Source organism: Dyella halodurans (assembly GCF_026283925.1).
In the GTDB taxonomy this organism is placed as follows: domain Bacteria; phylum Pseudomonadota; class Gammaproteobacteria; order Xanthomonadales; family Rhodanobacteraceae; genus Dyella; species Dyella halodurans.
This window is the reverse complement of sequence record NZ_JAPDPF010000006.1, coordinates 214,910-230,993: the sequence shown is the minus strand read 5'-3', so window position 1 is coordinate 230,993 and position 16,084 is coordinate 214,910. Positions and strand designations below refer to the sequence as shown.

The window sequence follows — 16,084 nt, the reverse complement described above, 5'->3', positions numbered from 1 at the left end:
CGTGGCGCCTTTTTCACATCCAAGGGATGACGCTCTTGCACGTACTCCGCGACAGCCATAAAATTCATATGTAAATAATACATATATGTACTAATTAGGCCGGACGCCATGAGCAGCTTCCTTCCCACCGAACAGCGGTTGGCCATCACCTGTCAGCGGCATCCAGCGTTTCCGCTGGAGCCGGCGGTGCTGATCCGGTTGATCAAGCACATTTATAAACGCGTACATGACGATGCCAACGCGATGTTGCGGCCCTACGGCATCAATCATCCCGAGTACAACCTGTTGATGATGCTGTACGGCACCGCGAGCTATACGCTGCATCCGACCGAGCTGGCCGATGCTGCCGGCGAGAAGTCCGCCAACATCACCCGTCTTACCAACGAGCTTTGCGACAAGGGTTTGATCGCGCGGCACGCCAGCGACGAGGACCGTCGCAAGGTGTCGCTCACGCTGACCGCCGAAGGGGTGGCGATGATCGAGAGCTTCCTGCCGGATGTGTGCGCGCTGCTGGAGCGGCAGGTGAGTGGCCTGCATCCGCGCGACATGGCGCAGCTGGAGCGCCTGCTGAAGAAATTCAGCGCGCAGCTGGAGCGCGAATAAGCCATGGCGGCGGTTCCTCAGGATCTTCGTACGCAGCGAGCCTGGCCCTGGTTGGCCGAGTTCCTCACCGGCGAGCGACTGGCGTGGGTCTTCGTGTTCAAGTGCATGCTGGCGTTCTACATCACCGCCTGGCTGGCGATGGTGTTCCAGCTCGAGCAGCCGGCGACGGCGATGATCACCGTGTCGATCGTGATGCATCCGCACAGCGGCATGGTGCTGGCGAAGAGTTTCTACCGCGCCATCGGCACGGTCGCCGGCAGCTTGTGCGGCTTGCTGCTGATGGCGGCGTTTCCGCAGCAACGCGAGCTGTTCCTGCTCAGCCTGTCGCTCTGGGTCGGCCTGTGCGCGGGTGGCGCCGTGCTGTACCGCAACTTCATGTCCTACGGCTTCGTGCTGGCCGGCTATACCGCGGCGATCGTGGCGCTGCCGGCGATCAATAACCCGAACGCCGTGTTCAATTCCGCGGTCACGCGCGTAAGCGAGGTGATGCTCGGCATCATCATCGCCGGCCTGGTCAGCGACATCGTGCTGCCCGAACGCCTGCGCGAGGTACTGCGCCGCAGTTCACGCGAGCACTTCGGGCACTTCATCGAATTCGCACGCGGCAGCCTGGGAGGCCACATTCCCCGTTCCGAGATGGAGCAGGCGCACCTGCGCGTTGTGCGTGCCGCCGTGCAGTTGGAGGACCTGCGCTCGACCGTGATCTTCGAAGATCCGGAGGCCCGCGCGCGCAGCAGCCGCTTGCAGCTGCTCAATCTGCGCTACATGGCCGCGGCCACCAGCTTCCAGTCGCTGCACCACCTGATCAACCGGCTGCAACGGAACCACCATCCGCGTACGGCGGGCGCGCTGATCAAGCTCTATGCACCCGTCGGTGAGGCGCTTTCGCCGGAACCGGGCGAAAGCGCGATGCCACGCATGTTGGCCACGCGCCTGGAGGCGAGCGAGGCCAAGCTGCCGGCCCTGGCCGCCAAGCTGCGTGACGAACTGCGCCAGGACCCGGAGCTGTTGCTCGAGTTCGACAGCGGAACCACGCTGTTGCGCCGCTTCGTCAACGAGCTGCGCGACTTCACGGCGTTGGAGGCGACGCTGCGTGAAACGCAGGGACGCTTGCAGGGCACGGTGGAGCGCGTCGACTTCAAGCGCGCCAACGACTACGCCACGCCGCTGATCGCGGTGGTGCGTACCTTCCTCACCATGCTTACGCTGAGCGTGTTCTGGCTGGCGACGGCATGGCCGTTTGGCCCCGGCGCCTTGATCCTGGCCACCGTCTTCAGTGGCCTGCTGGCCACCTCGCCCACGCCGTTGGCGGCCACGGCCAACACCTGGGTCGGCTATGCCTTGGGCATGGCGGCGGCTTACATCGTGACGTTCTGGCTGCTGCCTGGTAGCGACGGTTTCACGATGCTGATCCTCGCGACCACGCCGCTGTTGCTGATCGGGCCTTATCTGACTACGCGCAACGCGACCCTGCCGGGCGTCGGTGCCGGCTATACCCTGGGCTTTGTCTACATCTTCGCGTTGAAGAACCCGATGGAGTACAACCCGGAGCGTTTCATCAACGATGGCATCGCCTCGCTGTTTGGCTTGATGATGAGCGGCGTGGCGTTCATGGTGATCCCGACCCTGATCGGCACGCGCTGGCTGCGTCGGCGCCAGCTGCAACAGCTGCGTCGCCAGGTGACGCTCGCCGCCACCGGCCCGATGGAAGGCCTGCTCTACCGCTTCGAGAGTGCCAACCGCGACCTGTTCCAGCAGATCGTGTCGTTCACCCAGCCGAAAAGCGACGAATCCAAGGAACTGCTGGCCTGGGCCCTGGCCGTGCATGACTGCGGCCGCGCGGTGATTGAATTGCGCCAGGACATGCTGCATGCGGACTTGCCGCCGCCCTTGCTGGAGATCATGCAGCAGGCCGTGCTGGCGCTGGCCCAGTTGTATGACGAGCCGGACGCCGCGCGCTGGCAGCAGGCGGATCGCGCGGTCGACCATGCCATTACCCTGACCACGCAAACCTTGCCGCAGGCGCGCGCCAGCTGCCAGCCGGCGCTGGCGCACCTGTTGCAGCTACGCACGGCGCTGCGCGACGACGAGTCCGCGCTCGCCCCCTATATCGTCAAATCGCCCGAGCCATCCCATGCCCCGTGAAATCGCCCTCGCCGACGCGTTGGTGCCCAGCATCCTGCTGGTATATCTCGGCTGCCTGCTGGTGTTATGGGTGGTCGATACCATCGTCGGTCGCTATGGCCTGTACCGCTATGTCTGGCATCCCTCCCTGTTCCGCGTCGCCTTGTTCTTTTGTCTGTTCGGCGCTGCCGGCCTGTTGTTATACCCCTGAGTCATAGAAATGAAGATCCAGACCCAGCCCTTGCTCCGCTTTCTTATCACCGCCGTCGTCGTCGTGGTGGCGTTGTTGCTTGGCCACGCGCTGTGGCGGCATTACATGTATTCGCCGTGGACGCGCGACGGTCGCGTGCGCGCCGAAGTGGCGCGCATTGCGCCCGACGTTTCCGGCCTGGTCACCCGCGTGGCGGTGGTCGACAACCAGGTGGTCAACCGGGGTGACGTGCTGTTCGTCATCGACCCCGAGCGCTTCCACATCGCGCTGGCACAAGCCCAGGCCAATCTTGCTGCCGCCGAAGCCAGTGCGCGGGCCGCTGGCGCCAATATCGATGCCGTGCTGGCCAGCGCCGCCGCGCGTCGGGCCGAGTACGACATGCGCCAGGACCAGGCGCGGCGTCGCCAGGACCTGGCCGACGTCGTGCCCAAGGAAGAGCGTACCGACGCCCGCTCCGCCGCCGATACGGCGCGTGCCGTCTGGCAGCAGGCCCAGGCCAGCGGCCACCAGGCCACGGCGGCGCGTGAACAGGCCGAGGCGGCGGTGGTGCAGGCGCAGGTTGCCGTGGAGCGCGCCAAGCTCGACGTCGCACGCACCGAGGTGCGCGCGCCGGTCGACGGTTACGTGACCAACCTCGATGTACGCGTGGGTGACTATGCCGCCGCGGGCAGTCCGCGCCTGGCGCTGATCGATCGCCACAGCTACTACATCTATGGCTATTTCGAGGAAACCAAGTTGCCGAGCATTCGCGTAGGCGACCCGGTCGACATTCGCCTGTTGAGCGGCGGCGTGCGCCTGCGCGGCCGCATCACCGGCGTCGCCCGCGGCATCACCGATCGCGACAATCCCACCGGCAGGGATCTGCTGGCCGACGTCAACCCGACGTTCAACTGGGTGCGCCTGGCGCAGCGCGTGCCGGTGCGCATCGACATCGACGAAGCCAGCATTCCCGCCGATGTCGTGCTGGCGGCCGGCATGACCGCGAGCATCGACGTGCAGCAGCGGCGGGTGCTGGACAGGGGCCGGGACCAGGGCAAACCCACGCCTTAGTGAAAAGACGCCTGGCGCGCGGTCAGGGCGCGCCAGGCATTCTCATCATGCTGGCCTCGGGTGGGCGGGGTCGCGAGGTTCGGTCATCCGCGCGCGAGCCGATCAGCCGTCGGCGGGCGTCACATTCATGCAGGTTTCGATGTGGTCGAAGAACCACGAGTCGTCAGTCGGAAAATTCGAGTAGTACTTGGCGATGGTATTTTCACCCACCGGCTTGATGTCGACCAGGGCGATGACGGGACTCTTTTCCGTTTCGCGGATTTCAATGGTGGTCCCGCTGTACAGCACGATTCTTTGCAGGCTGAGCGACTTTGCCGACCAGGCATTGACGACGCAATCGGCCACGGCTTCGGCGCTGCCGCTGCCGGCATACGTGGCGGTTGGCGCCGAATCACGCAACGACAGCGCGTTGGTGCATCCCGCGAGGAGTGTCGCGATAACGGCGCAGGCGAAATAGTTCTTCATCGTCACTTCTTCCGGTGGATTTACATTGCTACGGCGGGGAAAGGCAGTCAGTACGTTCCACGCCCGACCGCCGATGGGGCAGGTCGGCCGATTGTACTAGCGCCGTCATTGATTGCTTTTCGGTCGGCGCATGGGACCCTGGAACGTTCGTAGGGGATCCGCGGAGTACATCCCCGGCGCCATCGTGGCGGCATTGCCGGTGCCGGTGCCGGCGCCGGTCAGCAGAGGGTCGGTCGTGAAGGACAAGCCAACGCGAGGCAGCGTGTTCAGTCCCATCGCATTGCTGGGATTCATCCTCTTTTGCTGCCTGCTTGGCTGGGGCGTGGCCACGCATTCAAGGGCGCTTGGCGTAGGCTTGATGATCGTCTACGCCGGATGGCTCATCGTCGGCTCCGGCGCCGTGGTCTGGCGCTGGTGGAAGCGGCGCCAGCCGGAATAGGCGTGGCGCCGTCCGCGCGAACGATCACGCTCACGTGACTGGCGACGTCGCTTGATAGGCTGTCCATACTCCGCTGGAGAAGGCCCATGTTCAAACTGACCCTGGTTGCGGCGATCCTGATATTCGCCACGCTCAGCAGTGTTGCAGCGCCGGTGGCGCCGCCACTGGACCTGGTGGTGCTCGGCTCCGGCGGCCCCGGCGCGACGGGTCGTGCCGGCGCGGGATACGTGGTGCTCGTGGATGGCGAGCCGCGCATCCTGGTTGACGCAGGGCCCGGCACGTTTGTGCGACTGGGCGAGGCAAAGCTGTCCCTGGACAAGGTCGATATCGTCTTGCTGACGCATCTGCATATCGACCACACCGGGGAACTGCCGGGGCTGTTCAAGGCGCGGGCGATTTCAGCCAGTGGCCCGGTCAATCTCCGGGTCTTTGGACCGACGGGCCATCATGGCGAAGGTGAGGATGCGACCTTCCCGGCCACCAGCCGCTACATCGATCTGCTGTTCGGGCCGGCGGGCGCGTATAGCTACCTGCGCGACTTTGCCGCGCCAATGACGATCAAGGCGACCGATCTCGATGCGTCCGCGAATGCCCCCAAGACGCCGCAGACCATTTATTCAGAGCATGGCCTGAATATCAGCGCGATAGCAGGTCATCACGGCGATGCGCCCGCGGTGATCTATCGCATTGACTATCGCGATCAAAGCATCACGTTCAGCGGTGACATCGATGCCAAGGGCATCGACAATCTGAGTCGAATTGCCCAACACACGGACCTGCTGGTCTTCAATTGCGTGGTGCTCGATCCACCCGGCTCGCGGCCCGTGCTCTACACCTTGCACACGCCGCCCAGGACGATAGGCGTGGTGGCTGCCGGCAGCGAAACGAAAAAACTGCTGCTCAGCCACTTGTCACCCTCGATTGATCAGCAGCGCGCGAGCGTAGAGGCGTCCATCCGCGCGCATTACCAAGGGCCCGTCGTGTTTGCCGAAGACGGCATGCGTTTGCATCCGTAGGGTCTCCCGGCCCGGCGCGAAGACTGCCATGGCTGACAAGGATCGACCAGCAGCGGTTGCCTTAGTCGATCGTTGCGACCTGAATGCGCCCCGCCCGGGCTGCCTTGACCATGGCGGCATGATCGCTTTCGTTTTGGTCGGCGTAGGCCACCGAGAATGATGCGATGGCGTCGGCGAAGGCGTCGCTCTTGCCAAGATAGGCGGCCAGCAGCAAGGCATCTCCCGATCGCGCATGCGCACGTGCCAGGGTGTGGGCACACAGTCGCCCATAACGACGCAGATTCGCCGTATTCATCAGATCGACCTGTGGCGAGATCTTGGCATCGCGCAGTTGACGCAAATAGAACTGGCGCTTCGGCCCTTGGGTCCAGCCAAGGAATATATCGCTCGCCGACTGCATCAGCCGCTGGCCGGCAACCACGCGTTGCCCCTGGTGCGCATAAGGGTTCCTGCCGACAAACGGGTCGATCACCGACTCCCGCGCCTCCTTGAACTGCAGGAACAGGGGGTCGCCGCTGCCGGATACGAACAGGATGATGCCGCAGTAGGTGCCCACGCTGCCTACGCCGACGACCTTGACGGCGGCGTCGACGGCCTCAAAGCGATCCAGCAAGACCCTTCGTTCCGGCTGCAGCGAATCAAAATAGAACTCGAAGGCACGCGCGCGCTCTTCCACGCTGATCTCGTTTTGCAGGTCGGCGTCGTGATACAGCAAGGGTGGTTCGTCCTGGATCCGTGCAGGAGAGCCGCCCGCCACCGTCAACTTGACGAACTCCTTCATGTGGGCCGTGTGCTCCTTGGCCTTGCGCACGTTCTTGGTCGTCAGTTTCTTCATTTGCTCGTCCTGCATGCGGCCGATGACTGCCTCCATGTCGATATGGTCGTACCAGGCATCGAGCAGCGGCATGACCGCGTACTCAGCCATGTGATCACGATAAGCGGCGGCGGCTGCCCAGGCGATGTCATGTGCATCATCGGCCGGGCACTCATTGGCGCGCGCAGCGACGACCAGGCTGGCGCAGAGCCGCTTCACGTCCCATTCCCACGGGCCGATGGTGGTCTCGTCGAAATCGTTGATGTCGAACACCAGCTTGCGTTCCGGCGTGGCGAAGCCGCCAAAGTTCACCAGGTGCGCATCCCCGCAGATCTGCAGGTGCAAGCCCGTGCTTGCGGTCGAGGAAAGGTCACTGGCCATGATCGCGGCGGCGCCCCGATAAAAGGCGAAGGGCGAGGCCATCATGCGGGCATAACGGATTGGCACCAACGACTCGACCCGGCCTTTCGAGGTTTCGATCAGGATGTCGACCGGGTCACGTCGGGGTTTTGGCGCCCGCCAGCCACCCAGCGACTTGCGCGAGCACTTGTCGCGTATGTTCTTCGCCATCTCCTGCCTGATTTCCACCGCCTGGTGAAAGCTGTCCTGCGACAGGTGCGATCGTTTGCTGGTGGCCGACTTGGGCTTGGTGTCACTGGCCTTGGACTTGGAAGCGCGCTTGGCGGTGTGTCGTGCGGATGCGGCGGACATGCATGCCCCCTTGTCGGAAAAGAGCGTGGCTGGAAACCGGCCGGCCTAACGGCCAGTGCTTCATTTGACACCCAGGTCAGGTGGAGAAAAACCGTAGAACTACGGTGAAAGGCGGGCGGCAGGGGGGAGCGCAGCCTCGCGGCGAATCGCTGCATTCGCCCGTTACGTGCCCCGCCTTCCTGCAGCATCCCCGGCCCCTCACGACGCGAACCGCGCACGATGCGCGGGTGCGGATCGCGCTGCCCATCAATCACGTGCCGCCAGTGCGCGATTGACCCGCAAGGCCACCAGCGTGCAGGCCACACCCGATAGCAGATAGGCACTCACGGCCACCAAGCCGAAGCGGGTCGACAAACCGAGCGCCACCAGAGGTGCGAACGCTGCGCCAATCAACCAGGCGAAATCCGTGGTCAAGGCCGCGCCGGTATAGCGGAAGCGGCTCTCGAAATTGGATGTCACGCTGCCGGCCGCTTGCCCGTAGGACAGCCCGAGCAGGGCGAAACCGATGATGATGAAGGCATTCTGCGCGTGTCGATCGCCGCCCAGCAGCAAGGGTGCAAACAGCGCAAAGATGCCGATCAGGGCGGCCGCCGTGCCGAGCATGGTGCGGCGGCCGATACGATCGGCAATGACGCCCGATGTGATCACCCCAAGAATGCAGGCCACGCCGCCGACGATCTGCACGACCAGCACGGCATCGACCGACTGCGTCGTGCCCAGCGCAATCCACGACAACGGGAAAATCGAGACCAGGTGGAATAGCGCGTAGCTGGCCAGTGCAGCGAAAGCGCCAAGAAAAATATTGCCGCCCTGCGCGCGCAGCATGTCGAACATGCCGATGGGTTCCAGCTCGCGTTCCTCCATCAAACGCGTGTACTCCTCGGTGACGACGAGTCGCAGGCGGGCAAACAAGGCAACCACGTTGATCGCGAACGCAACGAAGAACGGATAGCGCCAGCCCCAGTCGATGAAGTCGTCGTGATCCAGGTTGGCGTGCAGGAACAGGAACAGGGCGCTGGCGACCATGAAGCCGATGGGCGCGCTCAACTGCCCAAGCATGGCGTACCAGCCGCGCCGCTGTGGCGGCGTATTGAGTGCGAGCAGGGACGGCAGGCCGTCCCAGGAACCGCCAAGCGCTATGCCTTGCAGGATGCGGAACAGGATCAGCAGCGCGATGGACCAGGCGCCGATGTCTTTATAGCTGGGCAGGAACGCCATGCCCGCGGTGGCACTGCCTAGCAGGAACAACGCAATGGTGAGCTTGGTGCCGCGGCTCCAGCGGCGCTGGAACAACATGAACGTGGCGGTGCCAAGCGGCCGCGCGATGAAGGCCAGTGAAAATATCGTGAAGGAAAACAGCATGCCGTGCAGCGGCGTTTCGAACGGAAACAGCACCGTCGGAAAGACCAGCACGCAGGAAATGCCGAACACGAAGAAATCGAAATACTCCGACGTTCGGCCAATCACCACGCCAATGGCGATTTCGCCTGGCGCGACCTTCGCGTGAGTCTGCAAGCGCCCGATTTCCGCGGCCGAGGTGCCGCCGGGTTGGCGATGATCTTCCGGCATGCTGCTTGACATCATCGTTACTCAGAATGAGGGAGGATGTGGCCGCCGCAGTATGGCACCGCCACGCCTCACAGCGTTATTGGAAAGTGACCTGTTCCGGTATCACGCCGATTGGCGTACCGTTTTCAAACATCCTGAGTCGGTTGCGTCGTCGGTTATGTCCATGAAGGCTCTCCGCGGACTGCTGCTACCCATGGCTGCCTTGCTCACGGGCTGTAGCACCGTGGTCATGTCGCCTTCCGGCGACCTTGCCCTGCAGCAGCGCAACCTCATCATTACCTCGACGCTGCTCATGATGATCATCATCGTGCCGGTGATCGTGCTTACGCTGCTGTTCGCGTGGCACTACCGGGCGTCCAACAAAAAAGCCACTTACGATCCGGAGTGGTCCCATTCCACCATGCTGGAACTGCTGATCTGGTCGGCTCCGCTGCTGATCATCATCGCGCTTGGTGCGGTGACCTGGGTCAGTACTCACAAGCTCGATCCCTTCCGTCCGCTCGAGCGCCTGTCATACGGCCGTCCAGTGCCTGCGGGTGTAGAACCGCTGACGGTCGAGGTCGTCGCGCTCGATTGGAAGTGGCTCTTCATATACCCCGAACAAGGCATTGCCACCGTGAACGAACTGGCTGCGCCGGTGGATCGTCCGATCCGCTTCAAGATTACGGCGTCGACGGTGATGAACTCGTTCTTCATCCCGGCCCTGGCCGGCCAGATCTACGCCATGCCCGGCATGGAAACCAAGTTGCAGGCGGTGATCAACAAGCCGGGTGAATTCCAGGGCTTCTCCGCCAATTACAGCGGCGAGGGTTTTTCCGGCATGCACTTTCTCTTCCACGGTGTCAGCGAAGAAGCGTTCGCGAAGTGGGTGCAACTGGCGAAAGCCGGTGGCGGCACCCTGGATCGTGAAACCTATGTGAAGCTCGCGGAGCCCAGCCAGAACGATCCTGTCCGTCGCTTTGCCGGGGTGGAGCCAGGTCTCTTCCTCGCCATCGTCACGCATTGCGTGCAGCCAGACAGTCCCTCGTGCATGAAACCGATGAAGACGCCGGGCGGCGCCAACGAAGCTGCCAAGGGCACGGAAGGCATGCAAGCCATGTCCATGACCCATCCAAGGTAATCCCACTGACTGACCATTCGCGCTGCGGGTGTCCAAGATGTCCGATCATCTCGACCTTACCAAGCTGATCTTCGGTCGCCTGACCTTGCAGGAGCTTCCTCTGCACGTGCCCATCGTGCTGGGGACCTTCGTCGTGGTGATGCTGGGTGCCATCGCGTTGCTTGCCGTCATCACCTATTACCGCTTGTGGGGCTACCTATGGCGGGAATGGTTCACCAGCATCGACCACAAGAAGATCGGGATCATGTACATGATCCTTGGCATCGTGATGCTGCTGCGCGGATTTTCGGACGCGATCATGATGCGTGCGCAGCAAGCCATCGCCTTCGGTGATTCAGCCGGCTATCTGCCACCCGAGCATTACGACCAGATTTTCACCGCGCACGGGGTGATCATGATCTTCTTCGTCGCCATGCCGATGGTGACGGGCATGATGAATTTCGTCATGCCCTTGCAGATCGGCGCGCGCGACGTGGCCTTTCCGTTTCTCAACAATTTCAGTTTCTGGATGACCGTCGCCGGTGCGATGCTGGTGATGTCATCGTTGTTCATTGGGGAATTCGCGCGTACGGGATGGCTGGCGTACCCGCCCTTGTCCGATATTGCATCGAGTCCCGACGCGGGCGTGGACTACTACATCTGGTCCTTGCAGATCGCAGGTGTAGGAACCCTCTTATCGGGCATCAACCTGTTGGTGACCATCGTCAAGATGCGTGCGCCTGGCATGACCTTGATGAAGATGCCGATCTTCACCTGGACGGCGCTGTGCACCAATGTGCTGATCGTCGCGGCCTTTCCGGTGCTGACCGCGGTGCTGGCCATGCTGGCCTTGGATCGCTACGTGGGTACCAACTTCTTCACTACCGAGCTTGGCGGCAACGCCATGATGTATGTGAACCTGATCTGGATCTGGGGTCATCCCGAGGTCTACATCCTGGTGCTGCCGGTGTTCGGCATTTTCTCCGAGGTGACATCGACCTTCAGCCGCAAGCCGCTGTTCGGTTATGCGTCGATGGTCTACGCCACGGTGGTGATCACCGTGCTGTCCTACCTCGTATGGCTGCATCATTTCTTCACCATGGGGTCGGGCGCCAGCGTCAATTCGTTCTTCGGCATCACCACGATGATCATTTCAATTCCGACCGGGGCGAAGATCTTCAACTGGCTGTTCACCATGTATCGCGGCCGCGTGGCGTTCGAAGTGCCGATGATGTGGACGGTTGCCTTCATGGTCACCTTCGTGATCGGCGGCATGACCGGTGTGATGCTGGCGGTGCCGCCGGCAGATTTCTCACTGCACAATAGCCTGTTCCTGATTGCCCACTTCCATAACGTGATCATTGGCGGCGTGGTTTTTGGCCTGTTTGCCGGCATCAACTACTGGTTCCCGAAAGCGTTCGGCTACAAGCTCGATCCGTTCTGGGGCAAGTGCTCGTTCTGGTTCTGGGTGGTGGGATTCTATTTCGCCTTCATGCCGCTGTACTGGCTTGGTTTCATGGGCGTGACGCGCCGGCTCAGCCACTTCGATGATCCGTCGCTGCAGATCTGGTTTCAGATCGCCGCCTTTGGCGCCTTCCTGATCCTGCTCGGCATCATCAGCATGCTGATGCAGTTCTGGGTCAGCTTCCGTCGTCGTCACGAGCTGCGCGATGTCACCGGCGATCCCTGGGGTGGCCGCACGCTGGAATGGTCAACGTCGTCGCCGCCGCCACAGTACAACTTCGCGTTCACCCCGCAGGTGCATGAGGGCGATGCGTGGTGGCAGATGAAGCAGCACCGCTATCGACGGCCGACGGATGGCTTCCTGCCCATCCACATGCCTTTGAACACCCCGGCCGGCATCCTGCTTGGCGGCATCAGCTTCGTGTTTGGCTTCGCCATGATCTGGTACATGTGGCCGCTGGCGGCACTGTCCTTCATCGCCTTGCTGGCCGTGGCGATTGGCCACACCTTCAACTACCACCGCGAGTACTACATACCGGCCGACGAAGTGCATCGCGTCGAAGCATCCCGCACGGAGCTGCTGGCCAACCATGTCTGACACATCGATCACCATGAGCGCCGGTGGCGGGTCGCCGGAGGCCTTGAGCTTCCACGTGGCGGCCGACTATCACCCGGAGAACGGCACCTTGCTGGGCTTCTGGGTCTACCTGATGAGCGATTGCCTCATCTTTGCCTGCCTGTTCGCGGCGTACGGCGTGCTTGGCCGCGAATTCGCGGGAGGCCCGACGGCCGCCGAGGTGCTCGAGCTTCCCACCGTCGCGGTCAACACGACGCTATTGCTGCTGTCATCGATCACCTATGGTTTTGCGGTGCTCGAAATGCAGCGCGATCGGCAGAACCCGATGATGGTGTGGCTGGCCGTCACCGGGCTGCTGGGTGCCGGCTTCATCACGCTGGAGCTGAGGGAGTTTGCGCACCTGATCTCGATCGGCGCCGGTCCTCAGCGCAGCGCCTTCCTCTCGTCGTTCTTCACCCTGGTCGGCACCCACGGCCTGCATGTGAGCAGCGGCATCCTTTGGCTGATCGTGCTGATGGTGCAGGTGAGCAAGAAGGGCCTGATCTCGGCGAACAAACGTCGATTGATGTGCCTGTCCATGTTCTGGCATTTCCTCGACCTCGTCTGGGTCGGCGTCTTCAGCTTTGTCTACCTGATGGGGGTGCTGCCGTGAGTGCTCACACCGAGTCGTCCCATGGCCACGGCGAGGCCGATGCGCATGGCCACGACGACCTGGGCATCCATGCCACCCTGAAGGGTTACCTCACCGGCTTTGTGCTCGCTGCGATCCTCACCATCATCCCGTTCTGGCTGGTGATGAGCGGCGGCTTCGAAAAGTCGAGCACCACGGCCCTGGTGGTGTTGGCGTTCGCCGCGGTGCAGATCGTGGTGCACATGATCTATTTCCTGCACATGAACACGAAGTCCGAGGGCGGCTGGAACATGTTGGCCCTGGTCTTTACCATCGTGCTGGTTGTCATCACCTTGAGCGGATCGATCTGGATCATGTACCACCTCAACAGCAACATGATGCCTTCGCAGATGCAGGACCCGGCGAACCTGCCGTGACGCTGCGCCAATCCAAGCCGATCATCGCTCGATCATGACATCGACCCCGGCGTCACCCGATGAGGTCGTGCGCGGTCCGCGAGGCCCGCTTGGGCTGAGCTTGCTTGCCGTTTTCGCCCTGGTGTTGTTTGCCGGTTTCGTGGCCCTGGGTACGTGGCAGGTCAAGCGGCTGGCCTGGAAGCGCGACCTTATCGAGCGTGTGGACCAGCGCGTCCACGCGCCGCCCGTCGCGGCGCCGGGGCCCGGGCAATGGGCTCATGTCACTGCCGAAGCCGACGAATACCTTCGCGTCAGGCTTACCGGCGAGTTTCTCCACGATCGGCAAACCTTGGTGTGGGCGGCTACCGACCTGGGCAGCGGCTACTGGGTGGTGACGCCGCTGAAGATGGCGGACGGTGCCATCGTGCTGGTCAATCGCGGCTTCGTGCCGACGGATTGGTGCGCACTTCGTAAACAGTGCCCAGCAGGGCCCAGCGGCGAAGTGACGGTGACAGGACTGCTGCGCATCAGCGAACCGTCAGTGATGCTTCGGCGCAATGATCCCGCACAGAATCGGTGGTACACGCGCGACGTGACGGCGATTGCCAGTGCGCGTGGCCTGCAACGCGTCGCGCCTTACTTCGTCGACGCCGATGCCGATGCTGCTGCAACGCCCGCGGCCAACGGCCAACGCTCGTGGCCGGTGGGTGGGTTGACGGTGATTTCGTTTCCCAACAACCACCTCGTCTACCTGATCACCTGGTACCTGCTTGCCTTGATGGTTGCCGCGGCTGCTTTCTACGTGGGGAGAGAGGAATATCGTCTGCGGCGCCGCGCGCGCGCTGGGGCGAACAGGTCGCCATAATCCATGGCGCCTTCTGGTTGAAGTTTTGTGGTGTCAGAGCCCGAAGGATTCGAACAGCGGCGAGAGCTGCAAATCGGCTGTGGGTTCCGCGAACGTAGCGGCCGCTGCATCGAGCAGTAGATGGTCCACGGGCTGAAATGAATAAGCGGGCGCATGGGTGGCGATGTCATCGAGGACCAGGCCCAGCGCGAAGGTGTACGAGCAGCGGAGTGCGTCGTTGTTGCGATAGGCCTCAAGCCGCGCACCGGCAGCTAGGGCAATGGCGGCAATGGCAATGGGGTGAGGTTGCGGACCGATCCTGCCTTCAAACAGCTCCGGCTTCTGCGCCCAGACCTGGGACACCAGGCGCTCAGCCAGGGCCTTGGCGTCCCCTTGCAAAAGTCCATTCCGGCGCTGCTGATCCAGTAGCGATTCGAGGGCTGTTGCGGCCTCGACATGGGTGCCCGCGCTGCTCTTTGCTTCGAAAAGATCCACGCTCGTGCTCCTCTCTGGCTGCCACTCCGGGCGCGGCGTTCTGCGCCAGCCTGGGGACGAGCGATTGTCGCAATTAATTACGCCTGGAGCGAGGCTTTCTTTCGATATAGGGCTGAAATTTGCGACAGCCCGAATCCGCGTGGACTGGCCTTTGTGCAGGTTTTATGAAGGGAATTCACGAATTTTGCCGAAGTCGCGCCGGTCGTCGCCCTAGGCGTGGGCATCCCAAGCCGATCCTGGCGATTCAGCCGGCCAGGCGCTCCAGTCGCAAACTCAACCACCGCCAGACATCGGGCCATTCACTGGCGATGACGCTGTAGCAGACCGTATCGCGCAGCGTGCCATCAGGGCGACGTTTGTGCGCGCGAAGCACGCCGTCGCGGTGCGCACCGAGGCGTTCAATGGCGCGCTGCGAGTCGAGATTGCGACCGTCGGTGTGAAACTCCACCGCCACGCAAGCCAGCGACTCGAACGCATGCTGCAACAACAGGCGCTTGCAGGCCGTGTTGACGTGGCTTTTCTGCCAGCGCTTGGCATACCAGGTGTAGCCGATCGCAATGCGCGGCAGCTCCGCTACGAAATCGTAGAAGCGGGTGCTGCCGATGATCTCGCCCGTCGTCTTCTCGCGTATCGCGAACGGCAGCATGTGGCCCGCAGCATGGCCCTGCAGCGCCTTGGCGATGTAAGCGGCCGCTTCGCCGGGTGCGGGGGCACTGGTGAACCATAGTTTCCACAGCTCGCCGTCCGCCGCCGCCGCTTCCAGGGCGAGCGCGTGTTCCATCGTCATGGGTTCGAGCACGACGTAGTCATCTTGCAGATACAGCGGGGCGAGCGGGGGCATGGGGACTCCGGCGGTTAAAGGACGGCCTGCAGCGCCGACCCCAAGGGTCGCGTCGCGGCAGGAGATTCAAACAGGGCGGCGGCGGGCTCGCAAATGGGACGCCCGAGGCTTCCGGTGGGGTTCCTGTCTGAATGTAGCCGTATCGTGGTCGGGCTTGTCCCAAATCGATGCCGGGGTTTTCACACATTTTCAGAGAGTTCTCATAGGACTGCGTCCCGGCTTTCCATAATCTGTGCTGGACGCCGCGGCTATTGGCGGCTTATCGACATCCATCTGCTGTGCCAGCGACGGCATCGGTTCGACGACGGCAGCGGGCTGCCTCGACATCGTCGTGGACGCCTGTCCGGCCGGTCTGAACGGAATCCAGTATCGGATCGATCTGGTCACCCACGTGCTCAGCAGCGGTCAGTCCGTCCTGGTCCTGGATAGCGGCTCGACCGCGACGGGCGTGGGCGTGCAGTTGCCGGATGGTGTGGGCCCCGTGTTTCCGTTGATCACGCGCAAGTCCTTCGGTGGCTACAACAGGACCGGCGGCGACTACACCATTCCGATGAAGGTGCGTCATTACCAGACGAGCGCCACCGTCAGCGCGGGGGGGCAGGCGGAGTCATCAATGGTCTTTACCATGACGTACGACTGAGCGACCCCGTCGATGATTCCCTGCCACACCACGAGGCCGCCAACTCGGGAAAGACGGACGGGTTTCCCGCCGCCGGGTGTGCCGGCAGGTTTCCGA

17 protein-coding genes are annotated in these 16,084 nt (G+C 62.8%); 12 read left to right on the top strand and 5 right to left on the bottom strand.

Features of this window, described 5'->3' with window-relative positions; translation table 11 throughout:
• Window positions 1-108 precede the first annotated feature (108 nt).
• From OUZ49_RS13660 to OUZ49_RS13645, 4 genes are read left to right on the top strand one after another with little or no spacing between them, the layout of a single operon-like run.
• Complete coding sequence (locus tag OUZ49_RS13660; protein WP_266151023.1) at window positions 109-603, top strand: MarR family transcriptional regulator; 495 nt, start codon at window positions 109-111, stop codon at window positions 601-603.
• Window positions 604-606: 3 nt separating this feature from the next.
• On the top strand, window positions 607-2,748 hold the full coding sequence (locus OUZ49_RS13655; protein WP_266151022.1) for an FUSC family protein: 2,142 nt from the start codon (window positions 607-609) through the stop codon (window positions 2,746-2,748).
• On the top strand, window positions 2,738-2,938 hold the full coding sequence (locus OUZ49_RS13650; RefSeq protein ID WP_266151021.1) for a DUF1656 domain-containing protein: 201 nt from the start codon (window positions 2,738-2,740) through the stop codon (window positions 2,936-2,938). The genes OUZ49_RS13655 and OUZ49_RS13650 overlap by 11 nt, the downstream gene beginning before the upstream one ends.
• A gap of 9 nt (window positions 2,939-2,947) precedes the next feature.
• Window positions 2,948-3,988, top strand: a complete 1,041-nt coding sequence (locus OUZ49_RS13645; protein WP_266151020.1) for an HlyD family secretion protein — start codon at window positions 2,948-2,950, stop codon at window positions 3,986-3,988.
• A gap of 102 nt (window positions 3,989-4,090) precedes the next feature.
• Here the strand turns inward: OUZ49_RS13645 and OUZ49_RS13640 are convergent, their stop codons facing one another.
• Window positions 4,091-4,453, bottom strand: a complete 363-nt coding sequence (locus tag OUZ49_RS13640; protein ID WP_266151019.1) for a hypothetical protein — start codon at window positions 4,451-4,453, stop codon at window positions 4,091-4,093.
• Between the two features lie 184 nt (window positions 4,454-4,637).
• Here OUZ49_RS13640 and OUZ49_RS13635 point away from each other — a divergent pair, with 184 nt between their 5' ends.
• Together OUZ49_RS13635 and OUZ49_RS13630 are read left to right on the top strand one after the other, a co-directional pair.
• Window positions 4,638-4,892 carry a hypothetical protein gene (locus tag OUZ49_RS13635; RefSeq protein ID WP_266151018.1) on the top strand — a complete coding sequence of 85 codons (255 nt, stop codon included), beginning with the start codon at window positions 4,638-4,640 and terminating at the stop codon, window positions 4,890-4,892.
• An 86-nt stretch (window positions 4,893-4,978) separates the two neighbouring features.
• On the top strand, window positions 4,979-5,908 hold the full coding sequence (locus OUZ49_RS13630; protein WP_266151017.1) for an MBL fold metallo-hydrolase: 930 nt from the start codon (window positions 4,979-4,981) through the stop codon (window positions 5,906-5,908).
• A 61-nt stretch (window positions 5,909-5,969) separates the two neighbouring features.
• Here the strand turns inward: OUZ49_RS13630 and OUZ49_RS13625 are convergent, their stop codons facing one another.
• Window positions 5,970-7,433, bottom strand: a complete 1,464-nt coding sequence (locus OUZ49_RS13625; protein WP_266151016.1) for a DUF2252 domain-containing protein — start codon at window positions 7,431-7,433, stop codon at window positions 5,970-5,972.
• Between the two features lie 246 nt (window positions 7,434-7,679).
• Window positions 7,680-9,014: an MFS transporter gene (locus OUZ49_RS13620; protein ID WP_266151015.1), complete on the bottom strand. Its 1,335-nt coding sequence runs from the start codon at window positions 9,012-9,014 to the stop codon at window positions 7,680-7,682.
• On the opposite strand from OUZ49_RS13620, the gene cyoA reads away from it, so the two are divergent.
• The 5 genes from cyoA to OUZ49_RS13595 all read left to right on the top strand — a co-directional run bounded on the left by cyoA (window position 9,001) and on the right by OUZ49_RS13595 (window position 14,033).
• Window positions 9,001-10,122 (top strand): ubiquinol oxidase subunit II, encoded by a 1,122-nt coding sequence (cyoA, locus tag OUZ49_RS13615; RefSeq protein WP_266151014.1) that lies wholly within the window; start codon window positions 9,001-9,003, stop codon window positions 10,120-10,122. The genes OUZ49_RS13620 and cyoA overlap by 14 nt on opposite strands.
• Window positions 10,123-10,159: 37 nt before the next feature.
• Window positions 10,160-12,163 (top strand): cytochrome o ubiquinol oxidase subunit I, encoded by a 2,004-nt coding sequence (cyoB, locus tag OUZ49_RS13610; RefSeq protein WP_266151012.1) that lies wholly within the window; start codon window positions 10,160-10,162, stop codon window positions 12,161-12,163.
• A 13-nt stretch (window positions 12,164-12,176) separates the two neighbouring features.
• A complete protein-coding gene (cyoC, locus tag OUZ49_RS13605; protein WP_380003891.1) occupies window positions 12,177-12,794 on the top strand; it encodes a cytochrome o ubiquinol oxidase subunit III in 618 nt (205 codons plus the stop codon).
• The gene (gene cyoD / locus OUZ49_RS13600; RefSeq protein ID WP_266151010.1) at window positions 12,791-13,189 is read left to right on the top strand and encodes a cytochrome o ubiquinol oxidase subunit IV; all 399 of its coding nucleotides are present in this window, start codon (window positions 12,791-12,793) and stop codon (window positions 13,187-13,189) included. The genes cyoC and cyoD overlap by 4 nt, the downstream gene beginning before the upstream one ends.
• A 100-nt stretch (window positions 13,190-13,289) precedes the next feature.
• Window positions 13,290-14,033 carry an SURF1 family protein gene (locus OUZ49_RS13595; RefSeq protein ID WP_266151009.1) on the top strand — a complete coding sequence of 248 codons (744 nt, stop codon included), beginning with the start codon at window positions 13,290-13,292 and terminating at the stop codon, window positions 14,031-14,033.
• 33 nt (window positions 14,034-14,066) lie between these two features.
• Here OUZ49_RS13595 and OUZ49_RS13590 read toward each other — a convergent pair whose 3' ends face one another.
• Both OUZ49_RS13590 and OUZ49_RS13585 read right to left on the bottom strand, forming a co-directional pair.
• Window positions 14,067-14,507 (bottom strand): hypothetical protein, encoded by a 441-nt coding sequence (locus tag OUZ49_RS13590; RefSeq protein WP_266151008.1) that lies wholly within the window; start codon window positions 14,505-14,507, stop codon window positions 14,067-14,069.
• Between the two features lie 244 nt (window positions 14,508-14,751).
• On the bottom strand, window positions 14,752-15,348 hold the full coding sequence (locus tag OUZ49_RS13585; RefSeq protein ID WP_266151007.1) for a GNAT family N-acetyltransferase: 597 nt from the start codon (window positions 15,346-15,348) through the stop codon (window positions 14,752-14,754).
• 232 nt (window positions 15,349-15,580) lie between these two features.
• On the opposite strand from OUZ49_RS13585, the gene OUZ49_RS13580 reads away from it, so the two are divergent.
• Window positions 15,581-15,988 carry a fimbrial protein gene (locus OUZ49_RS13580; RefSeq protein ID WP_266151006.1) on the top strand — a complete coding sequence of 136 codons (408 nt, stop codon included), beginning with the start codon at window positions 15,581-15,583 and terminating at the stop codon, window positions 15,986-15,988.
• Window positions 15,989-16,084 lie beyond the last annotated feature (96 nt).